The following is a 14690-nucleotide window of genomic DNA, read 5'->3' as shown; positions in this document are numbered from 1 at the left end:
GACTTCCGGGCCGCACCAGGCCCTGCCCGTCCACGGTGCGGACCCCCGGTCGAGTGCGGCGCAGGACGGGCGGCTGGCGATCAGTGACGTCACCACCGACGCCCGTCGGCACGAAGCCCTCGCCCGAAAGCGGCCTTGTCGAGGGGGTCCTAGATCGTATGACGGCTCCCGGTCCGAAGCTCGGCCTGCGTCGTCGGCCCGCGTTCTCGCCGAGACTGAGACACCGGCCCCGATATATCAGGCTGCGTCTCAAGGGTCTGCAGAGGTCGGGGAAATCCCACTGGCCGAGCGGCCCTGACGGAGACCTGGTCGCCGACACGGACGCCAACCTGGTCGGGACATGCCGGACCGGGTTGTCATGGGCCCGGCCGCCTAGTGGGCTCGACCGGGGTGCGTAGGAGGTACCGCCGACCGGCGGGCCCGTCTTGCCACGCGAAGCCGAGCTCGACCAGGCTGGACGCCAGCACCAGGTCGCGGACGGGATCGAACCTGATGGCGCTTCCCTCCTCGTCGGCGGTGCGAACGAGCTCCTCCAGCAGCCCGGCATCCTGCTCCCGACCGGCCTCGGAAGCGACCTGGAGCTCCCCGGTCCCGTTGACGTGCATGTGGGGAACGGGCGCGCCGTCCCGCCGCGAGAGGCGGCGCATCGCGCGATGGGCGGCCGTGTCGAGTGTGCCAGGGATGGCGGCATCGAGGATCGCATCGGCGTCCTCGGGCGCGAGCGCCGTCACAGCGCCGTCCTGCGAGACGACGGCGGACGATTGCTCGAACCGCCCGGCGGCGATGTCGAAGCGGACCGACAGGAGCAGCCTGACGCCGGCGCGGGACAGAGTGAGGTCCAATCGGCCTCCGTGTCCCTCGCCCCGCACATAGCGCGCATCCCCGATCTCCAGGCCGGCATGCCGGCGTAGCACGCGACCTGCGGCCGGCGCGAGCGCCTCGTCGACCAGATCGCGTGAGAGCGCGTTGGCGAGGCTCCGGCGCCATTGCGGACCGCCGCGGTCCGATCGCCGGCCGCCGCGCGCCGGCGGCGCGAGGAGCGCGGCGGCCGTCCATCGTAGCGCGGGGATGTCGGCGCCGCCCAAGGGGCCGCGATAGACCAGGTCGGCGAAGTCCCGGACCAAGGACGGAAGGCCAGGCGACAGCGCCGCCTTGAGCCGGCTTCGGACCAGTGCGGTGGCGGCGGCGAGGTCCGCGGGGCCGGTTTCGGATGCGGGGCGGCCCGCTCGGGCGGCGCCGGGCGCGAGCACTTCGAGATCGGCGAGGGCCTGAAGGATGAGGGGCAGCATCCGCAGGTAATCGAAGGCCCGCCCGAGGTGCTCCCGTGTCCCGTCGGCATCCTCGGGGACCCATCGGGCGATCCGTTCCAGGGCGGCCTGCACCTCGGCGTGGGCCTTGAGGGCGAAGTCCTTCGGGATCGCGTCGAGCACGGCGCGGTCGGCCGGATGGCGCGACCGGGCAAGGGGGGCGATGATGCCATCCATCCAGGCCTGCCTGACGTGCTTGCGGATGGCGCTCTGCAGCCCGGGGATCTTGGAGACCTGGAGACCGCCTCCGGACAGCGCCGCATGCAGGGTGCCCATGGCCGTGTCGACGATCGACCGGGTGTCGGGGTGGGTCAGTGCGGAGAGGGCCTGCCGCGCCCTGGCGAGTTCGCGCACGTCCGCGCGCACCGGAGGGACGTCGGCGGGGGAAGCCGGAAGATCGGGGGTGGGATGCATGGCCGGACGGTGCCCCAGGCGCGCGGGCGTCCGGTCGAGGCGCGCGACACGGCCTCGCGCCGCGACTGCGCGCGGAAGCCGGGCCGGGTCGGTCCTGCCTTTGGACGGCGCCCGGGAATCGGACGCACAGCCCATTGTGCGAGGCGCGGGGCAAGGCACAAACGCCGCCCCCGGCCCTCCCGGAACGTGCCGCCGCGCCGCCGCAGGCCGCGACGTTCCCGACGGCGAGGCCGGTGAAGTTTCGCTCGCGCGTTCCGCCATGTCCTTCCTCAACCTCCACGAGTTCCCGACGACAGGGCCGCCCCAGGCGGCACGGCGCGAACGCACCGGGCGCCGAACCCCGGCGCGCAGCTTCGGCATCCGTCGCACGACGGCGCTCCCGGCGGGCGCCGCGGGTCCCGGTTCGCCCGTCGCCCTGCCGCTCGCAACGTGGCCGGTCCGGTGTGGCGGCTAGCAGGGCGGGCCCATGGCGCGATGATCCGGACCGGGACCCGAACCTGATACGGATGCCCCCCAGGTCGGGAAACCAGGCCTGGACCCGAAGGCGACGGTCATCCGCGCCGGCGGTCCCGGTCGGCGACGAACGCCGGCCGCGTGTCGGACAGCCGTCGCCAGGCGTCGAGGTACGTGCCGAGATGCGGACGGCGGGTCCGCTCCCGCTCCAGGTAATCCTGAAGGCCCGCGATCGCCCTGTCGTGGGCCGCGGCGTCGGTCCGGCCGGCGAGATACGCATGACGGACGTAGATGCCGAAGGTGGTCATCGTGTCGGTCTCGCAATACGCCCGGACGCGCCCGATCTGGCCGGAAGCGACCATGTCGGCCACCAGCGACCCGTGCTCGCCCAATTTGCCCGGCATGCCGACCAGCGCGGCGGCCTCCTCCAGGGTGAGCCGGTTGGCGCAACCGAACCCCGACATCTCGTCCATGAGGTCGACGTGGGCGCCGCCATACCGGTTGCCGTAGCCCGACCATCGCGTGCCGCGCCGGAACCAGGCTTCCGCCGAGATGCCGTGGAGCATCGTGCGGTGGAGCAGCGTCGGCATATCGAAGCCCCTGCCGTTCCAGGTGACGAGCCGGAAATTGCCGGACGCGAAGTGCCGCCAGAAGCCGCGCAGGATGCGGGCCTCGTCCCAGCCCTCCTCGCCGCCGCTCCTGCAGGCCACGACCCGGTATTCCTCCAGCCCGGTGTCGGCGTCGCGCAGGATGTCCGCCTGCACGAAGCTGACCGCCACCACGGCGTGCCATGCGTTTTTCGGGAACTTGTCCCGGGGCCACGCCGCGGGAGGCGGCATCAGGGATTCGTCCGGCACGGTCTCGATGTCGACGACGAGGAGCGCGTCCGAAACCGCGCCGGGTTCCGCCGCCGGCCGGCGGTCGTGGCGGGCGGCGGCGCGCGCGCCGGCCGCCGGTGCGTTCGCGGCGGGCATGGAGGGGAGCCGAAGCCGGGGCGACGGGGAGCGGGTTTGGTGCATGGGGTGGTTCTCCAGGGCGGCTTTCAGACCAGGATCGTGCGGCGGGCGTCGTACCCGTTCGTCGGATCGCCCGGGTCGTAGGGATTGCTCACCACCCGCGTGCGTCCGAGCCGGAGGTCGCAGGCCTGCGGCACGTTCCCGTGGATCCAGACGACCGGGGCGCCCCAACCCTCCATCACGGCGTCCAGGGCGGAGGCGTGCCAGCAGACCCGCCACGGGTCGAGCACGGGCCGGGCCAGGGTCGGTGGCAGGCAGGACCGCGATGGCGCGAAGCCGGTGACGACCGCGGCCCGGTCGCCCGGGCCGATATCGCGCAGGACCGGATTCGGCATATGGCCGTACAGGCCGGCACCGACGGCGACGGCGTTGAGCCCGTCCTCGATGAAGGCCCGCGAGCGGGCGTGCGCGCCGGCCGCATCGTGCGGGTAGAAGGGCACCCCGGGCGCGCTCGCCGCCTTGTCCGTCACCGTCCAGCGGCTCCGGGCGTGCGCGCGGGCGGCCCGGGCGTTCTCGACGCCGTCGAGGGCGAAGTCCGTCCAGAGCGTCGCTCCCAGGATGACCAATCCGGGACTGAGCGGATCGCCGAGGCGAACGGCGCCGTCGTGGAGCACGGTGATGCCCAGCGCCGCCCCGAGCGGCAGGGCCTCGGCGAGCGCCTCGCCCACGGGTTCGCCGTCGAGGTACTCCGCCGGTCCCGGGACGAGGACGACCGGCCGCCGACCCTGGCGGCCGCCGAGCGCGTCCGCCAGCCAGCGCACGGACCGACACAGGCCGGGTGCGATCCCGCCCGGGACGAGCAAGGCGTCGAAGTCCGGCAGTGGGTCCGGCAGCACGTGCGCCGCCCGGTCGACCCTGAGGTCGGACAGGATCCATAGACGGAACGGGGCGGGCCCCGACGGGGCGGACCGCGCCGCGAGGGCGGCCGGCACGGCGGCCGGGCCTTCCGGTCGTGCCGGTGCATGCACCTCGGCCCGGGCCTCTGGATCGGGAACGTGGAGCGTCATGCGTGGCCTCCGTTCGGGGCCGCATCGGCGGGCGTTGTGTCGGCGAGCAGTTTTCGGAGCGCGTCGCCCGACACCAGGCGCCGCTCGATCAGCAACTCGGCGACGGCCTGGACGGCGGTGCGGTTTGCCTCCATGACGGCCAAGGCCTGGCCGCTCAGCCGGGCGAGGTCGCGCTCGACCGCTTCGAGGAGCCTGGTGTCGAGCGACAGCGCGACCGCGACTTCGTGGGGGGCGCCGCGATACGCCAGCCGGTCGCCCAGGCCGAGGGAGGCATGGGCCCCGGCGATCAGGGTCGTCACGCGCGCGAGGTCCGAGCGGCTGTCGCCGCCCGCCCCGGCGCTGGGCTCCCCGAGGAACAGGATCTCGGCGGCCCGTCCGCACAGGAGCGCGACCGCGAGGCCCTCGATCTCCGCGCGGGTCGGCGACTGGCCGATGTGGGCCGCCACGGATGTGGCCCCCAGCGAATCCCTGCGCGGGACGAGGTCGACCTGGGCGACGCGAGCGCCGATCCGCTCGAACGCCACGGCGTGCCCCGCCTCGTGGAACGCGCTTCGACGTCGGTCGGCCGGGCTCCCCTGATCCGGCGGCGCGACGCGGCCGAACAGGTCCTCCGGCCGCATCGGTCGTCCGGCGGCACGCGCGTCGGCACGGGCCTCGGACACCCACCCGGCGACCTGCGCGCCGCTGGCGCCGAGCGCGAGCTCGCCGAGCGGCGCGAGGTCCATGCCGGGCACCTCGCCATCGTCGAGGTGGTGCCGGAAGATGACCGCTAGGTCGGCGGCCGAGGGCGGCTTGATCTCGATCACCCGGCTCAGCCGTCCGGGCCGGACGAGGGCGGGGTCGAGCCTGTCGCCCTGGTTCGTCGCCGCGATGATGCACACCTCGGGGGCGCCGGGCGCGTTGAGCGCATCGAAACCGAGCAAAATGCTCGTGCACAAGGGGGTCCACCACTCGCGCGCGTGGTTGTCCATCGTCGCCCTGTTAGGAATACTATCAGCCTCGTCTAGGAACAAAATGCTAGGCGCCAGCGCGCACGCGTGCGTGTACGCGGCATCCCAGGCGCGGAGCACGCCACCCAGGTGTCCGTCGGATCCGGTGAACCAGGCGCCGACCGAGGTCGCGACCAGCGGCAGGCCCGCGGCCTTCGCGAGCGAGCGGACGAAAGAAGACTTTCCTAGTCCTGGAGCGGAAGTGAGGGCGACGTGTCGGTCGAGCCTCTGGAATGCGGTCGTGCCGCCGGAGGCGCGCCAAGTTGCGAGTTCGTCGATGAGGCGCGTGCCCCAGGCATGCGCCTCGCCGTAGCCGACCAGGGTGGCGAAGTCGGGCGCCGACCCGACGGTCGGATCCGCGGTGGCCTTCGAGCGCGCCGCCGCGGCGAGACGCGCCACGCAGGCCCGCGCCGTCGTCCCGCGCACCGCGGCGGCGATCTCGAAGTAGTCCAGACCGCGCGCGATCCCGGGCGGCAGGGTCGGACGCCGCCCGGTGGCCGCCCGCACGACGCGCGCGACGACCGCGTCGGTCGCGCCCGGAAGCCGCACGTGCAGGTCCGCCGCGGCGACGAGGGCCGAAGGCAGGTACCGCGTGGGCGATTGCGAGACGCCGAGCACCCGGTCGCCGCGGGCGAGCCGGTCCGCCACCCGGTCGTTGCCACGGTCCGGACGATCTTCGGTTCTCGACCCGCCGGAGCGCGCCGCCACGAAGCCCCAATCCGCCAAGCGCCCGCACGCCTCGCGGATCGGTTCGACCCAGTCGGCGGCCGGGACCTGGACGACGAGGGCGAAGGCGGGATCGGCGGCGATGCGGCGGCGCTGGGCGGGCGAGAGCGCCGCTTCGAGCGCGAAGGCCGCGAGCGTCTCGGTCGCGGGACGGCGCTCGTCGGCGGCGACATCCCCGGTCTCCGCCTCGTTCAGGTCGTCGCGCAGGAAGGTCAGGTGGGGCATGGTCGCCTTGCTCCGAGGGGGGGTCGGGGTCCGGGTCCGGGTCGCGGCGGGTCCCGTTTCGCGGCACGCATCCGCGGGGGCGGCCTACGACGGCACCTCGACGACGCAGGCCGGGTCGAAGGCGGGGTTCTCGCCGTCGTAGCCGAGGGGGTTGCACAGGATCCGGGTCGGGCCGATCCGGTGGTCGCGACGGGCGTGGACGTGGCCGTGAAGCCAGAGGTCCGGGCGGCCGGCGGCGATGAGGTCGCCGAGGTCGCTCGCGAAGGCCGGGTTCAGCACGCTTCCGGCAAAGCTCGGGTCGAGTGAGGCACGGGCCGGGGCGTGGTGCGTGACCACGACGTGCGGTCGCGCCCGCGCGTCCGGCGGGTCGACCTCCAGCAGCGCGCGGTGCAGGAAGCCGCGGGTGGTGGCGTGCAGGGCAGCCGCATCCCCCGGCCGGAAGGTGCGCCAACCCGGATTTCGGGTCGTCGCCACGCAGCGGTGGTCGTTGAGACCGGCCTGCGCGGCCGCCATGGCCCGCCGGCGGTCGCCGTCGAGGCCGTAGTCGGTCCAGAGCGTGCCCCCGGAGAAGGCGACGCCGCCGATCTCGACGGTATCGTCGTCGAGCAGGGTCACGCCGTGCCGTTCCGCGGCCCGGCGCCCGAGCGCGCGCTCCTCGTCCACGGCCGAGCCGTAGAATTCATGGTTTCCCGCGACGACCAGGACCGGCATGAGCGGACGGATGGTTTGGCCCAGCCAGAGGACGGTGTCCGCCAGGCCCTGCCCGACGTCGCCCGCGACGACGGCGACGTCGGCGTCGGGGATGTGCGCGGGTGTCCAGGGCGCCCGCGACAGGTCGCGGTGCAAGTCGCTGAAAGTCCAGATTCGCACGTGTTTGGCTCCTGGGTTCTCAGGATCGTCTCGCTGTTCGGGAGGCGGCGGCGGTCACCGCCGCGGCGGGGGGCGGCGCCTGGGCCGCGACCTTTCGCGTCGGACTGGACCACCGCCGCGCCGGTCGGGCGACAGCCTGGCGAGAACGTGGGCGAGGACGGTGCGCGCCGCCGCATCCCCCCGCCAGGCGGCGACGAGCACCGCTGAGAGCGCGAGGTCCACGACGGCGGGATCCGGTTCGGTGCCCCGGGTGAGGTCGAGCGTGACGGCAATGGCGGCCGCGGCCTCGCCTCTCCGGGCCGCGGGCCAGGACTTGTGATGCAGGCAGACGCCACCGGCGAGGGCTCGGCGGACCTCCTGGATCGCGGCGGCCGCGATGTTCGGAAGCGGTTCCGTGCGCCAGAGCGCGAGCGGGTGGCATCCCCGGGCCAGCTCGCAGCGCAGGGAAGTCGGGTCGGAGGGCTGGGTGTCGTCGCTCGGGCGCATGCGTCCTCCGGGCTCGCGATGGGCAAGACGGCCCCGCTCCCGCGTGCCGAGGCGCGCGGGCGGGGTTCGTCGGACGGGATGTCGGAGGGCTAGTGCCGGTCGAGGCGCTCGGCGCCGGCGTCGGGGTGTCCCAGGACGAAGTACCTCGACAAGGTGCGCGCCCAGCGCCGGCCATCGGAGGCATACAGGTCGCTGGTCGTGATGCGCCGCCCATCGGGGAAGTTCGGATGGCCGTAGACGTCGCCGGTGAGCACCCTCACGGACCGGGTGGCAGACCGCCACCGCTCCAAGCGTGGGGCGCCCTGCAAGTCATCCGGCGTCGGCTTGACCTGATCGCGGATGCCCTGGAGTTCGTCGGCGAGGTCGCGCAGCCGATCGCCGGCCTCCCGTTCGTCCGGGCTTCGTGCCTGCTCGGCGTCGACGCCGAGGGCGGCGGCGTAGGCGGCGGGGTCGACCGCGTCGGCGCGCGGCTCCTCGGCGGCGGCGCGCAGGGCCGCGAGCAGGGCCACGGAGGCCACGAGGCTGCGGCTCGTGCGATCCCCTTCGGCGATGCGCTGTGCCTCCCCGCGGCCGAACGCCGGCACGACCATCGGCAGAGTCCGGACACGACCTCGACCCGGCACGAGCGCCTCGTGCCCGCGCATGACGCGGCCGAACGCGTCGGCGGCCGAGGCGCCGCCGCTGCGGCCGCAGCCGAGAAGCCAGGGCGTCGAGACGACGTCCAGACCGAAGTCCTCCGACGGGTTCATGCCCGCGAGCGCCGACGCCGCGGCATGCTCCTCGAAGGGGGTCGGACCAACCGGCAGAACCGGCGCGTCGATGCGCGCCCTCAGCCCGAGGTTCCCCAGGCACGCCGCGGGCAGGTCGAGGACGAGATCATCGTCCCGCCCCACGGCCTCGGCCGCAATCTCGCCCGCCTCGCGTGCGTCGCGCGCCTCGCGCTCGATCACGGTGAGGCCCTCCTCCGTGACGGTCCGGACCGGCAACGGCGCCTCCTCGGGGAACCTGACGCGGAGGAGCGTGACGGGCCGGCTGAGAACGCCATAGGCGTCGGCGAGGAGGAGCGCGGCGTAGGCGGCATGGGTCCGGCCGGCGGAGCCAAAGAAGGCAGAGATCAAGGGCAATCTCCATGACGGAATCCGGACGTCGCACGCCCGGTGGAATGGCCACCGGGCGCGCGACGTCGGACGGGTTGTGATTGATCCGTGAATCGTAAGGCAAAAGAGCGGAAATGAACAGCATATTCTGCTCGTTATCAAGAGCCTGATTTCCGTCATGGTTAACGGCAGCGTAGTCTTACTGATTTGGGTCCGCAGGATTACTTACGCATGTGCGCGAGGTGGCTCGGTGCCGCCGCTCCGGGGATACGCTCGCCACGACCGGCACGAGGCAGGTCCGCACCCTCCGAACGTGCAAGGCGGCGGCATCGGCTTATCCCGCGCGAAGTACGCCGGTCCTTGGAGCTTCACGCGCCATGCATTGTCGCACGGATGACCCGGAGCGCCGGCGAGAGGCGGCTCCGTCCGGCATGCCGGTGCGGCGGGCGCCCGGAACCGAGCCGGTGCCGGGACGGGCCAGCGGTGCGACACAGGGGGAGAGCGGGACGATGACGGTGATCGGCACGACCGTGGGAACGCGAGTGACCCGATAGACTGTCAGCGAGCGCGGCCAGGGATCCGATAACCAGTAATTTCGGTATTTCTAGACTTACAGAAATAAGGATGGCAGGATTCCCTCGATGCATCGGCCCAAAGGAGGACGCCGTGATCGCGACCATCCATTCCAACGACCGCACCGGCCTGCTGGCCGCAGCGCTGGTGGCCGGCGGCCTGACCGCCGCCGGTACCCGTCCGACCGTCGTCGCGGTCGGCGCCAACGGCGCCCAGGCCTGTGGCCTGGCACGCCTCTCGGGATCGTTCGACCTGCTCCGCCCCGATCCCCGCGACGCGGCGGCCGTCCTCTCGGGACTGGCGGCACGGTCGGAAGGCGACGTGATCGCCGTCCTGCCGACGGACCTGCTTCGCGAGGGCGGTCCGGGCAAACCCGGACACCTGCGCGTCGTGGCCACGGCGTGCCGGCTGACCGCGGCCCAGGCCCTGCACGCGACCGCGTCGGGGGCGTGGCACCTTCGGTGCGACAGCGAGCTCGGCCAGCCAGCCTGGCGGATCGCCCCGCGCGTCCTGCCGCTCAGGCTGCCGAGGCTCTCGCCGCTGGAACAGATGCGGCTGCTCGCGGGCGATCTCGGCGAGGGCATGCGGTACGCGGCGGTCGCGCTCGCGGCCACACTCCTCGCCGTCTCGGCGGATCCGGACGCCGAGCGCTTCGAGGCGGGTGACCTGACCGCGCTCATGTCGCCGCTCTCCCCGGCTCGGGACCGTGACCTGCACGAGCGGCTCCTCGACTGTGCCGCCGCCCTGGGCGACCCGGCCCTCCAGGGCGCGGCCGTCGGGACCACCGTGGCCGCCGGCGGACGCCTCCGCAATGCCCGCCCGACGCCGGTGGCGACCGCTCGCCTCCGCGCCACGCAACCCGCCCGCCTCCGCGCCTGACGGAAAGGACCAGAGCGATGTTGAACCGCACGAAGCCGAACCGCGTCTCGCTGGCTCCCCGGCCGCGCGTCGCCTCACCCGGGACCGGTCGTCCCGGTCGCTCCGGAAGCGCCCGGCGAGCGCGCGCGGTGGCGAGTTCCCCGCGGGCCCGGATCGGCCGGGGGAACGTCCCCCGGGACGAGCCGCCGACGGCGGCCCCGCGCTGGGACGCGAACCCCTACGAGGCGTTCTACGCCTTGTCGGCGGACGGGGTGGGCCTGCTCGATCCCGGGTTCGACGACTGGGACTTGGACCCGTGCGTCCTCGTCGGCCTGGCGCCGAACGGTGGCGACGAGCGGGACGACACGTGACCGTTCTTCCGAGCGGCCCGTGCGACCGGCGCCCGGACGCGGCGGGCCGGGACAGGCCGGCTTCCGCTTCGCCGCGGGAGCCGCGGCCCGGCGAAGGATCAGCCTTCCGGGTTCCGGAATCCGTATGGCACCCGTAACGGGTATCGCTACGCGTAATCCGTTATGGGTCGCGATCCCCGGGCATGATCCGAGAGCCGGAGACTGGGAAATTTGCCGCGAGCGGAGAGCGCTCGGTCGTGCGGCCCGAGCCGTCCCCATAAGGGCACTTCGGGGTCGCCGCGTCGGGATTGCCGCTATGCCGCCAATAATCGAAGTAAACGGTGGAACCGGCGACGGTTCGAGTCCGCCCGGCGTGCCGGAGGATGGAGCCGGGCGGCGTGGTCACGCGTCGCCTCGCGGCCGATCTCGACGCCGATGTCGGTGGATCCGACACCCTCACGACGTCGCGCCGAGCTGATGGGGCGAGACTTCCGAACGCGAAGGAGCCCCGCCGCGGTCGCGAAGGATCGCACCCTCCGGCATCGACGCGCCTCGCCGAATGCCGATAGCGGTGCGGTCGTGCTCGACGCATCGAGTCAGGGGTTGCGCGGCCCGTTACGCTTCTTCATGCTAATTCCATGGAGATCGAATTAGCGGCACGACAATTGGAGGCGCTCGGCAATCTGACCCGCCTAAAGGTGTACCGTACGCTCGTCCGGGCGGGCCATGACGGTTTGCCGGTCGGTGCCCTCCAGCAGCGCGTCGACGTCCCGGCCTCGACGCTCTCCCATCATCTGCACCGTCTGATCCATACCGGACTGGTCGTTCAGGAGCGCCGAGCCACGACCCTGATTTGCCGGGCGGCCTATCCGGCGATGACCGATCTGGTCGGCTTCCTCGGCGAGGGAGGGCACGGCGGGGGATCGGCCGGATCCGCATCGTGAGGACGTGATAATTACGAGACGACGACGGGGCATGGAAGCGTCGTTCGGACGGCGCTGTTCGACCCCGGTGGCCCGTCGTGGCCCGCGCAATTTCGCGCGCTGGCGGGCGGCCCGAACCTTGCCCGGCGCGAGATGCTCGCAGCGGGGGTCGCAAATCCCGAGGCCGAAGCGGTCCGCGCCGAGATCGAGCACGCCGACCGTCGTCGGGCCCATAGCCATGACGAAGCGTACCCCACCCTTCTCCCTTCAGGCTCGCGAGCGGACCGTCCGGCTGGTGCGGGAGCACGAGAGCGAGCACGGCTCGCGATGGTTTGCGGTCCCGTCGATTGCCGGCAAGATCAGCTGCTCGGGTGAGACGCTGCGCAACTGGATCCGGCAAGCCGAGCGGGGCCAAGGCGGGCCGGTCCCACGAGCGAAGAGCGCGAGCGGATCAAGGTGCTGGAGCGGGAGGTGCGCGAACTCCGGCAAGCCAACGAGATCCTGAGGAGGGCATCGGCGTGTTTTGCCCATTCGAAGCTCAACCTCCGGTTCAAGCGATGATCGCCTTCATCGACGGTCACCGCGCGCTCTACGGGGTCGAGCCGATCTGCAGGGTGCTGCCGTTCGCCCCGTCGACGTACCACGCCCATGCCGCGCGGCGGGCCGATGCCGGAAGGCTGCCGGCTCGGGCCAAGCGGGACGCAACGCTCGTGGTCGAGACCCGGCGTGTGCACGCGGCCAAATTCGGCGTCTGCGGGGTTTATGGCGCGCCGTCTGTTCCGGAGGGGCGCCTCTTCGTACGCTGGAGGATGGTGCGGATCGCGGGCGCGCCGCACCTGCTGATCGAGTTGGCCGAGAACAGCGGCCCGCCCGTCACGCTGCCTACACCGGGGGGCGGCTCCCGCCTGGTACAGCGTGGCCTCGCGCAGGAACTCGGGGGCGAGATCAAGCTCAACTTCGCAGCCGCCGGCCTGTTCTGCGTCATCACCGTCCCGCTCGGCGGGACGGCCGTGCCGGAAGCCGGGGGCGCAGCCATCCCCGCGGCGCCGGGGCCGTGACGCCCGGCAGGGTGCCGACCTGAACGGCGGCCTCAGTCTCCGTTCATCGACGCGTCGCCAGAAGGTCCCGGCTTGATTGCCGCCTCCGAGAAAGGCCGGCAGGCGTCAGGAGGGGGCTCTTCGATGCGTTCCGGGAAACACTGTCGCCGACCCGTCGCGGGCGAAGACGCGTCTGCGATGTCGGCTCGCAGTTTGCCTGCGTCGGTGCGCGACCACATCGGCGCCGAGTTGCGGGCAGCCTACGCCGGCGTCGAAGCGGGCGACCTCCCGGGCCGCGTGCTCGACCTGCTTTCCCGTCTCGACGGCGCCCTCGCGCGCGAGGCGGCGGCGGCCGGAGCCGCCTTCCGGAACGGGCTCATGAGCGCCGTTCCGGGCTTGCGGGCCTTCGCGCTATCGCTCGGGGTCGACCCGACGCAGGCGGAGGACCTCGTGCAGGAGACGCTGCTGAAGGCGTGGGCCAACCAGCACCGGTTCCAGTCCGGCACGAACCTGATGGCTTGGCTGTGCACTATCTTGCGCAACCATTTCTACACGGAGTGTCGCAGGCGCAGGCGCGAGGTCGAGGATGCCGACGGTGCCATGGCCGCGCAGCTGACGGCGCCAGCCGCCCAGGAGCACGGCTCCGACCTCAGGACGGTCTGGAAGCACCTCGGCGGGTTGCCCCCGTTGCAGCGTGAGGCTCTGATGCTGGTCGCGGCCCGGGGCATGACCTACGAGGCCGCGGCCGAGGTGATGGGGTGCCAGGTCGGCACCATGAAGAGCCGGGTCAGCCGTGCCCGCTCGTTCCTCGTCGAGTCTCTCGGCTTGGCGGAGACGTCCGCCGCGTAGGCCCTGGACGCACCATCAGGCCAGGCTCGCCCGCGGTCAGAGTTCCCCCCACCGAGCCGGGCATCTGGCCGCACAGGCTCGCCGGGTGGCCCCGCTGCGGTCCGCGATGTCGATGCCTATCTGCCACCGGCCGCCAGCCAGCCCTTTCCCTCAACCCGTGTTATGCGAATGACCGAGAATGCCGACGACGAGATCACGTGGCTGGTGCTGACCCTGGCCGAAGAGGCAGACGTCTCCGGGGCAGCCGTAGGCCTGATGGTGGAGCGGCTGCGCCGCATGGAGGACGAGGCCCGCCTGGGTGGGGCCGACAGCCAAACGTTACAGCGGATCATGTCCGGTCGCCGCGTTCTGGGTGACAGGGTGGATTTCGGGCTGGCTCCGCGGGTACCGGGCGACCGACAGGGAGTCGCCGAAGGGCGGCGTGGATCCTGAACCGGCCTCAAGGCACGGGAGGTAACGAGTCGTCGACACCCGCAAAACCGACTGCTCGACGTCAGACGTAGGGGTAGAAAACCGGACCGTAGTCATAGCCCACCGGGCGATGCCCGAACCGTCGTGGCCCATGATAACCGCTACGCTCTTCCGCAACCTCGCGGACCACTCGACCAGGCCGGTAGTTGGCCCGGGTCGCCTCCAGGGGCTACGTGGGGTGCCGGCTGGTCTGCATCAGGCAGCCCACCCCTGCCGCCACCAGCAGCGGTAGCCGGCCGCCTTCGAATAGCTTCAGGGTGTAAGCGCTGAAGAAGGTTAGGTTTACAATCAGTCAGAAGCCATTGCATCCCGGCTCGAACAATGGGTTCAAGCTCCAGCGCAAGGCGATCAGCCCCGCCAAAACGCTTTTGATCGTCATCATGAGCGACACCGCAATGCCGTAGGCGCCCGAAACTGCAGGGCCCGATCAGCCGGAACAACAAGCATGATCCTCGGAGACGGCAGCCGTGAAGTGGTTGCGGTACTTCTCCGCCTGGAAGCGAAGAAGGCTTTGTGGATCGTCTCACGAAGATCGCCGTCGGTCTCGGTCGCCGCGCTGCGCAGGAGCGCTTCCGGTTTCTCGCAGGTACATTCAATCGGTTTGAACTCAGGGGAGTATGGCGGGAGTACAGGAGCCAGGCTTCGGCTGCCTCGATGGCCTCGCGTACGCCCGCGACCTTGTGAGCGCCGAGGTTGTCCAGGATGAGTGTGTCGCCGCGTCAGGCTTTGGACCAGCGTGTCGGCCCCGTAGGCGCGGAAGCGCTCGCCCGCCACGGGCCCGTCCGGTGACGAGACCGCCCTTGGCCCACTCGTGCGCAGCCATCCGATGACAGTGGCGGTTCCAAGTGCCCGGCTGGCGCCGCGATCCGGCAGTGTTCGCAGCGCGAAGCCCAGTCGTAACGGCGAACCATGCCGGTCAGCGGTCGGATTGCTCCAAAATCCGTCCTGAGCGACGCCGTGGCTTTCGATTCATCGCTGCGTGGGTGCACCACGGTTCGACGACCATTCGCCTAGCCGCTGGTCGTGTCCCTAGGCGTGG

Annotated in this window: 12 protein-coding genes, 2 pseudogenes and 1 other annotated feature; of the genes and pseudogenes, 6 read left to right on the top strand and 8 right to left on the bottom strand. The window is 72.0% G+C overall.

Translation table 11 applies throughout. The annotated features are described in order from the left end of the window. Positions 1-356: 356 nt before the first annotated feature. The 7 genes from MFF22_RS07155 to MFF22_RS07125 form a co-directional block, all read right to left on the bottom strand. Positions 357-1721 carry a hypothetical protein gene (locus MFF22_RS07155; RefSeq protein ID WP_122160813.1) on the bottom strand — a complete coding sequence of 455 codons (1365 nt, stop codon included), beginning with the start codon at positions 1719-1721 and terminating at the stop codon, positions 357-359. A gap of 551 nt (positions 1722-2272) precedes the next feature. Then, positions 2273-3193 carry a 3'-5' exonuclease gene (locus tag MFF22_RS07150; protein WP_238248295.1) on the bottom strand — a complete coding sequence of 307 codons (921 nt, stop codon included), beginning with the start codon at positions 3191-3193 and terminating at the stop codon, positions 2273-2275. Between the two features lie 23 nt (positions 3194-3216). Beyond that, positions 3217-4197, bottom strand: coding sequence for a metallophosphoesterase family protein (locus MFF22_RS07145; RefSeq protein WP_122160815.1), 981 nt, complete (start codon positions 4195-4197; stop codon positions 3217-3219). Further along, a complete protein-coding gene (locus MFF22_RS07140; protein WP_238248294.1) occupies positions 4194-6137 on the bottom strand; it encodes an AAA family ATPase in 1944 nt (647 codons plus the stop codon). The genes MFF22_RS07145 and MFF22_RS07140 overlap by 4 nt, the downstream gene beginning before the upstream one ends. An 84-nt stretch (positions 6138-6221) precedes the next feature. Beyond that, a complete protein-coding gene (locus tag MFF22_RS07135; protein WP_053620337.1) occupies positions 6222-7007 on the bottom strand; it encodes a metallophosphoesterase in 786 nt (261 codons plus the stop codon). Positions 7008-7061: 54 nt separating this feature from the next. Further along, a complete protein-coding gene (locus MFF22_RS07130) occupies positions 7062-7493 on the bottom strand; it encodes a hypothetical protein (protein ID WP_122160817.1) in 432 nt (143 codons plus the stop codon). An 89-nt stretch (positions 7494-7582) separates the two neighbouring features. After that, complete coding sequence (locus MFF22_RS07125; protein WP_122160818.1) at positions 7583-8611, bottom strand: hypothetical protein; 1029 nt, start codon at positions 8609-8611, stop codon at positions 7583-7585. 645 nt (positions 8612-9256) lie between these two features. Here MFF22_RS07125 and MFF22_RS07120 point away from each other — a divergent pair. The 6 genes and pseudogenes from MFF22_RS07120 (at position 9257) to MFF22_RS07095 (ending at position 13612) form a co-directional block, all read left to right on the top strand. After that, positions 9257-10042 carry a hypothetical protein gene (locus tag MFF22_RS07120; RefSeq protein WP_122160819.1) on the top strand — a complete coding sequence of 262 codons (786 nt, stop codon included), beginning with the start codon at positions 9257-9259 and terminating at the stop codon, positions 10040-10042. A gap of 128 nt (positions 10043-10170) precedes the next feature. Beyond that, positions 10171-10392, top strand: coding sequence for a hypothetical protein (locus MFF22_RS07115; protein ID WP_122160820.1), 222 nt, complete (start codon positions 10171-10173; stop codon positions 10390-10392). 617 nt (positions 10393-11009) lie between these two features. Next, on the top strand, positions 11010-11315 hold the full coding sequence (locus tag MFF22_RS07110) for an ArsR/SmtB family transcription factor (RefSeq protein ID WP_122160821.1): 306 nt from the start codon (positions 11010-11012) through the stop codon (positions 11313-11315). A gap of 217 nt (positions 11316-11532) precedes the next feature. Beyond that, a pseudogene (locus tag MFF22_RS07105) lies at positions 11533-12055 on the top strand (transposase); the annotation flags it as partial. Further along, positions 11810-11926, top strand: a sequence feature (AL1L pseudoknot). (Overlaps the previous pseudogene by 117 nt.) 474 nt (positions 12056-12529) lie before the next feature. Continuing rightward, positions 12530-13180, top strand: coding sequence for a sigma-70 family RNA polymerase sigma factor (locus tag MFF22_RS07100; RefSeq protein WP_238248293.1), 651 nt, complete (start codon positions 12530-12532; stop codon positions 13178-13180). Positions 13181-13348: 168 nt separating this feature from the next. Continuing rightward, positions 13349-13612 (top strand): hypothetical protein, encoded by a 264-nt coding sequence (locus tag MFF22_RS07095; protein ID WP_163006048.1) that lies wholly within the window; start codon positions 13349-13351, stop codon positions 13610-13612. Positions 13613-14078: 466 nt separating this feature from the next. On the opposite strand, the pseudogene MFF22_RS07090 reads toward MFF22_RS07095, so the two are convergent. Continuing rightward, positions 14079-14568: pseudogene (locus MFF22_RS07090) on the bottom strand (transposase); the annotation flags it as partial. Positions 14569-14690: the final 122 nt, after the last annotated feature.

The organism is Methylobacterium persicinum (assembly GCF_022179525.1).
GTDB classification, from domain to species: domain Bacteria; phylum Pseudomonadota; class Alphaproteobacteria; order Rhizobiales; family Beijerinckiaceae; genus Methylobacterium; species Methylobacterium persicinum.
The sequence above is the reverse complement of the archived record's forward strand: the minus strand, read 5'-3'. Positions and strand labels throughout refer to the sequence as shown.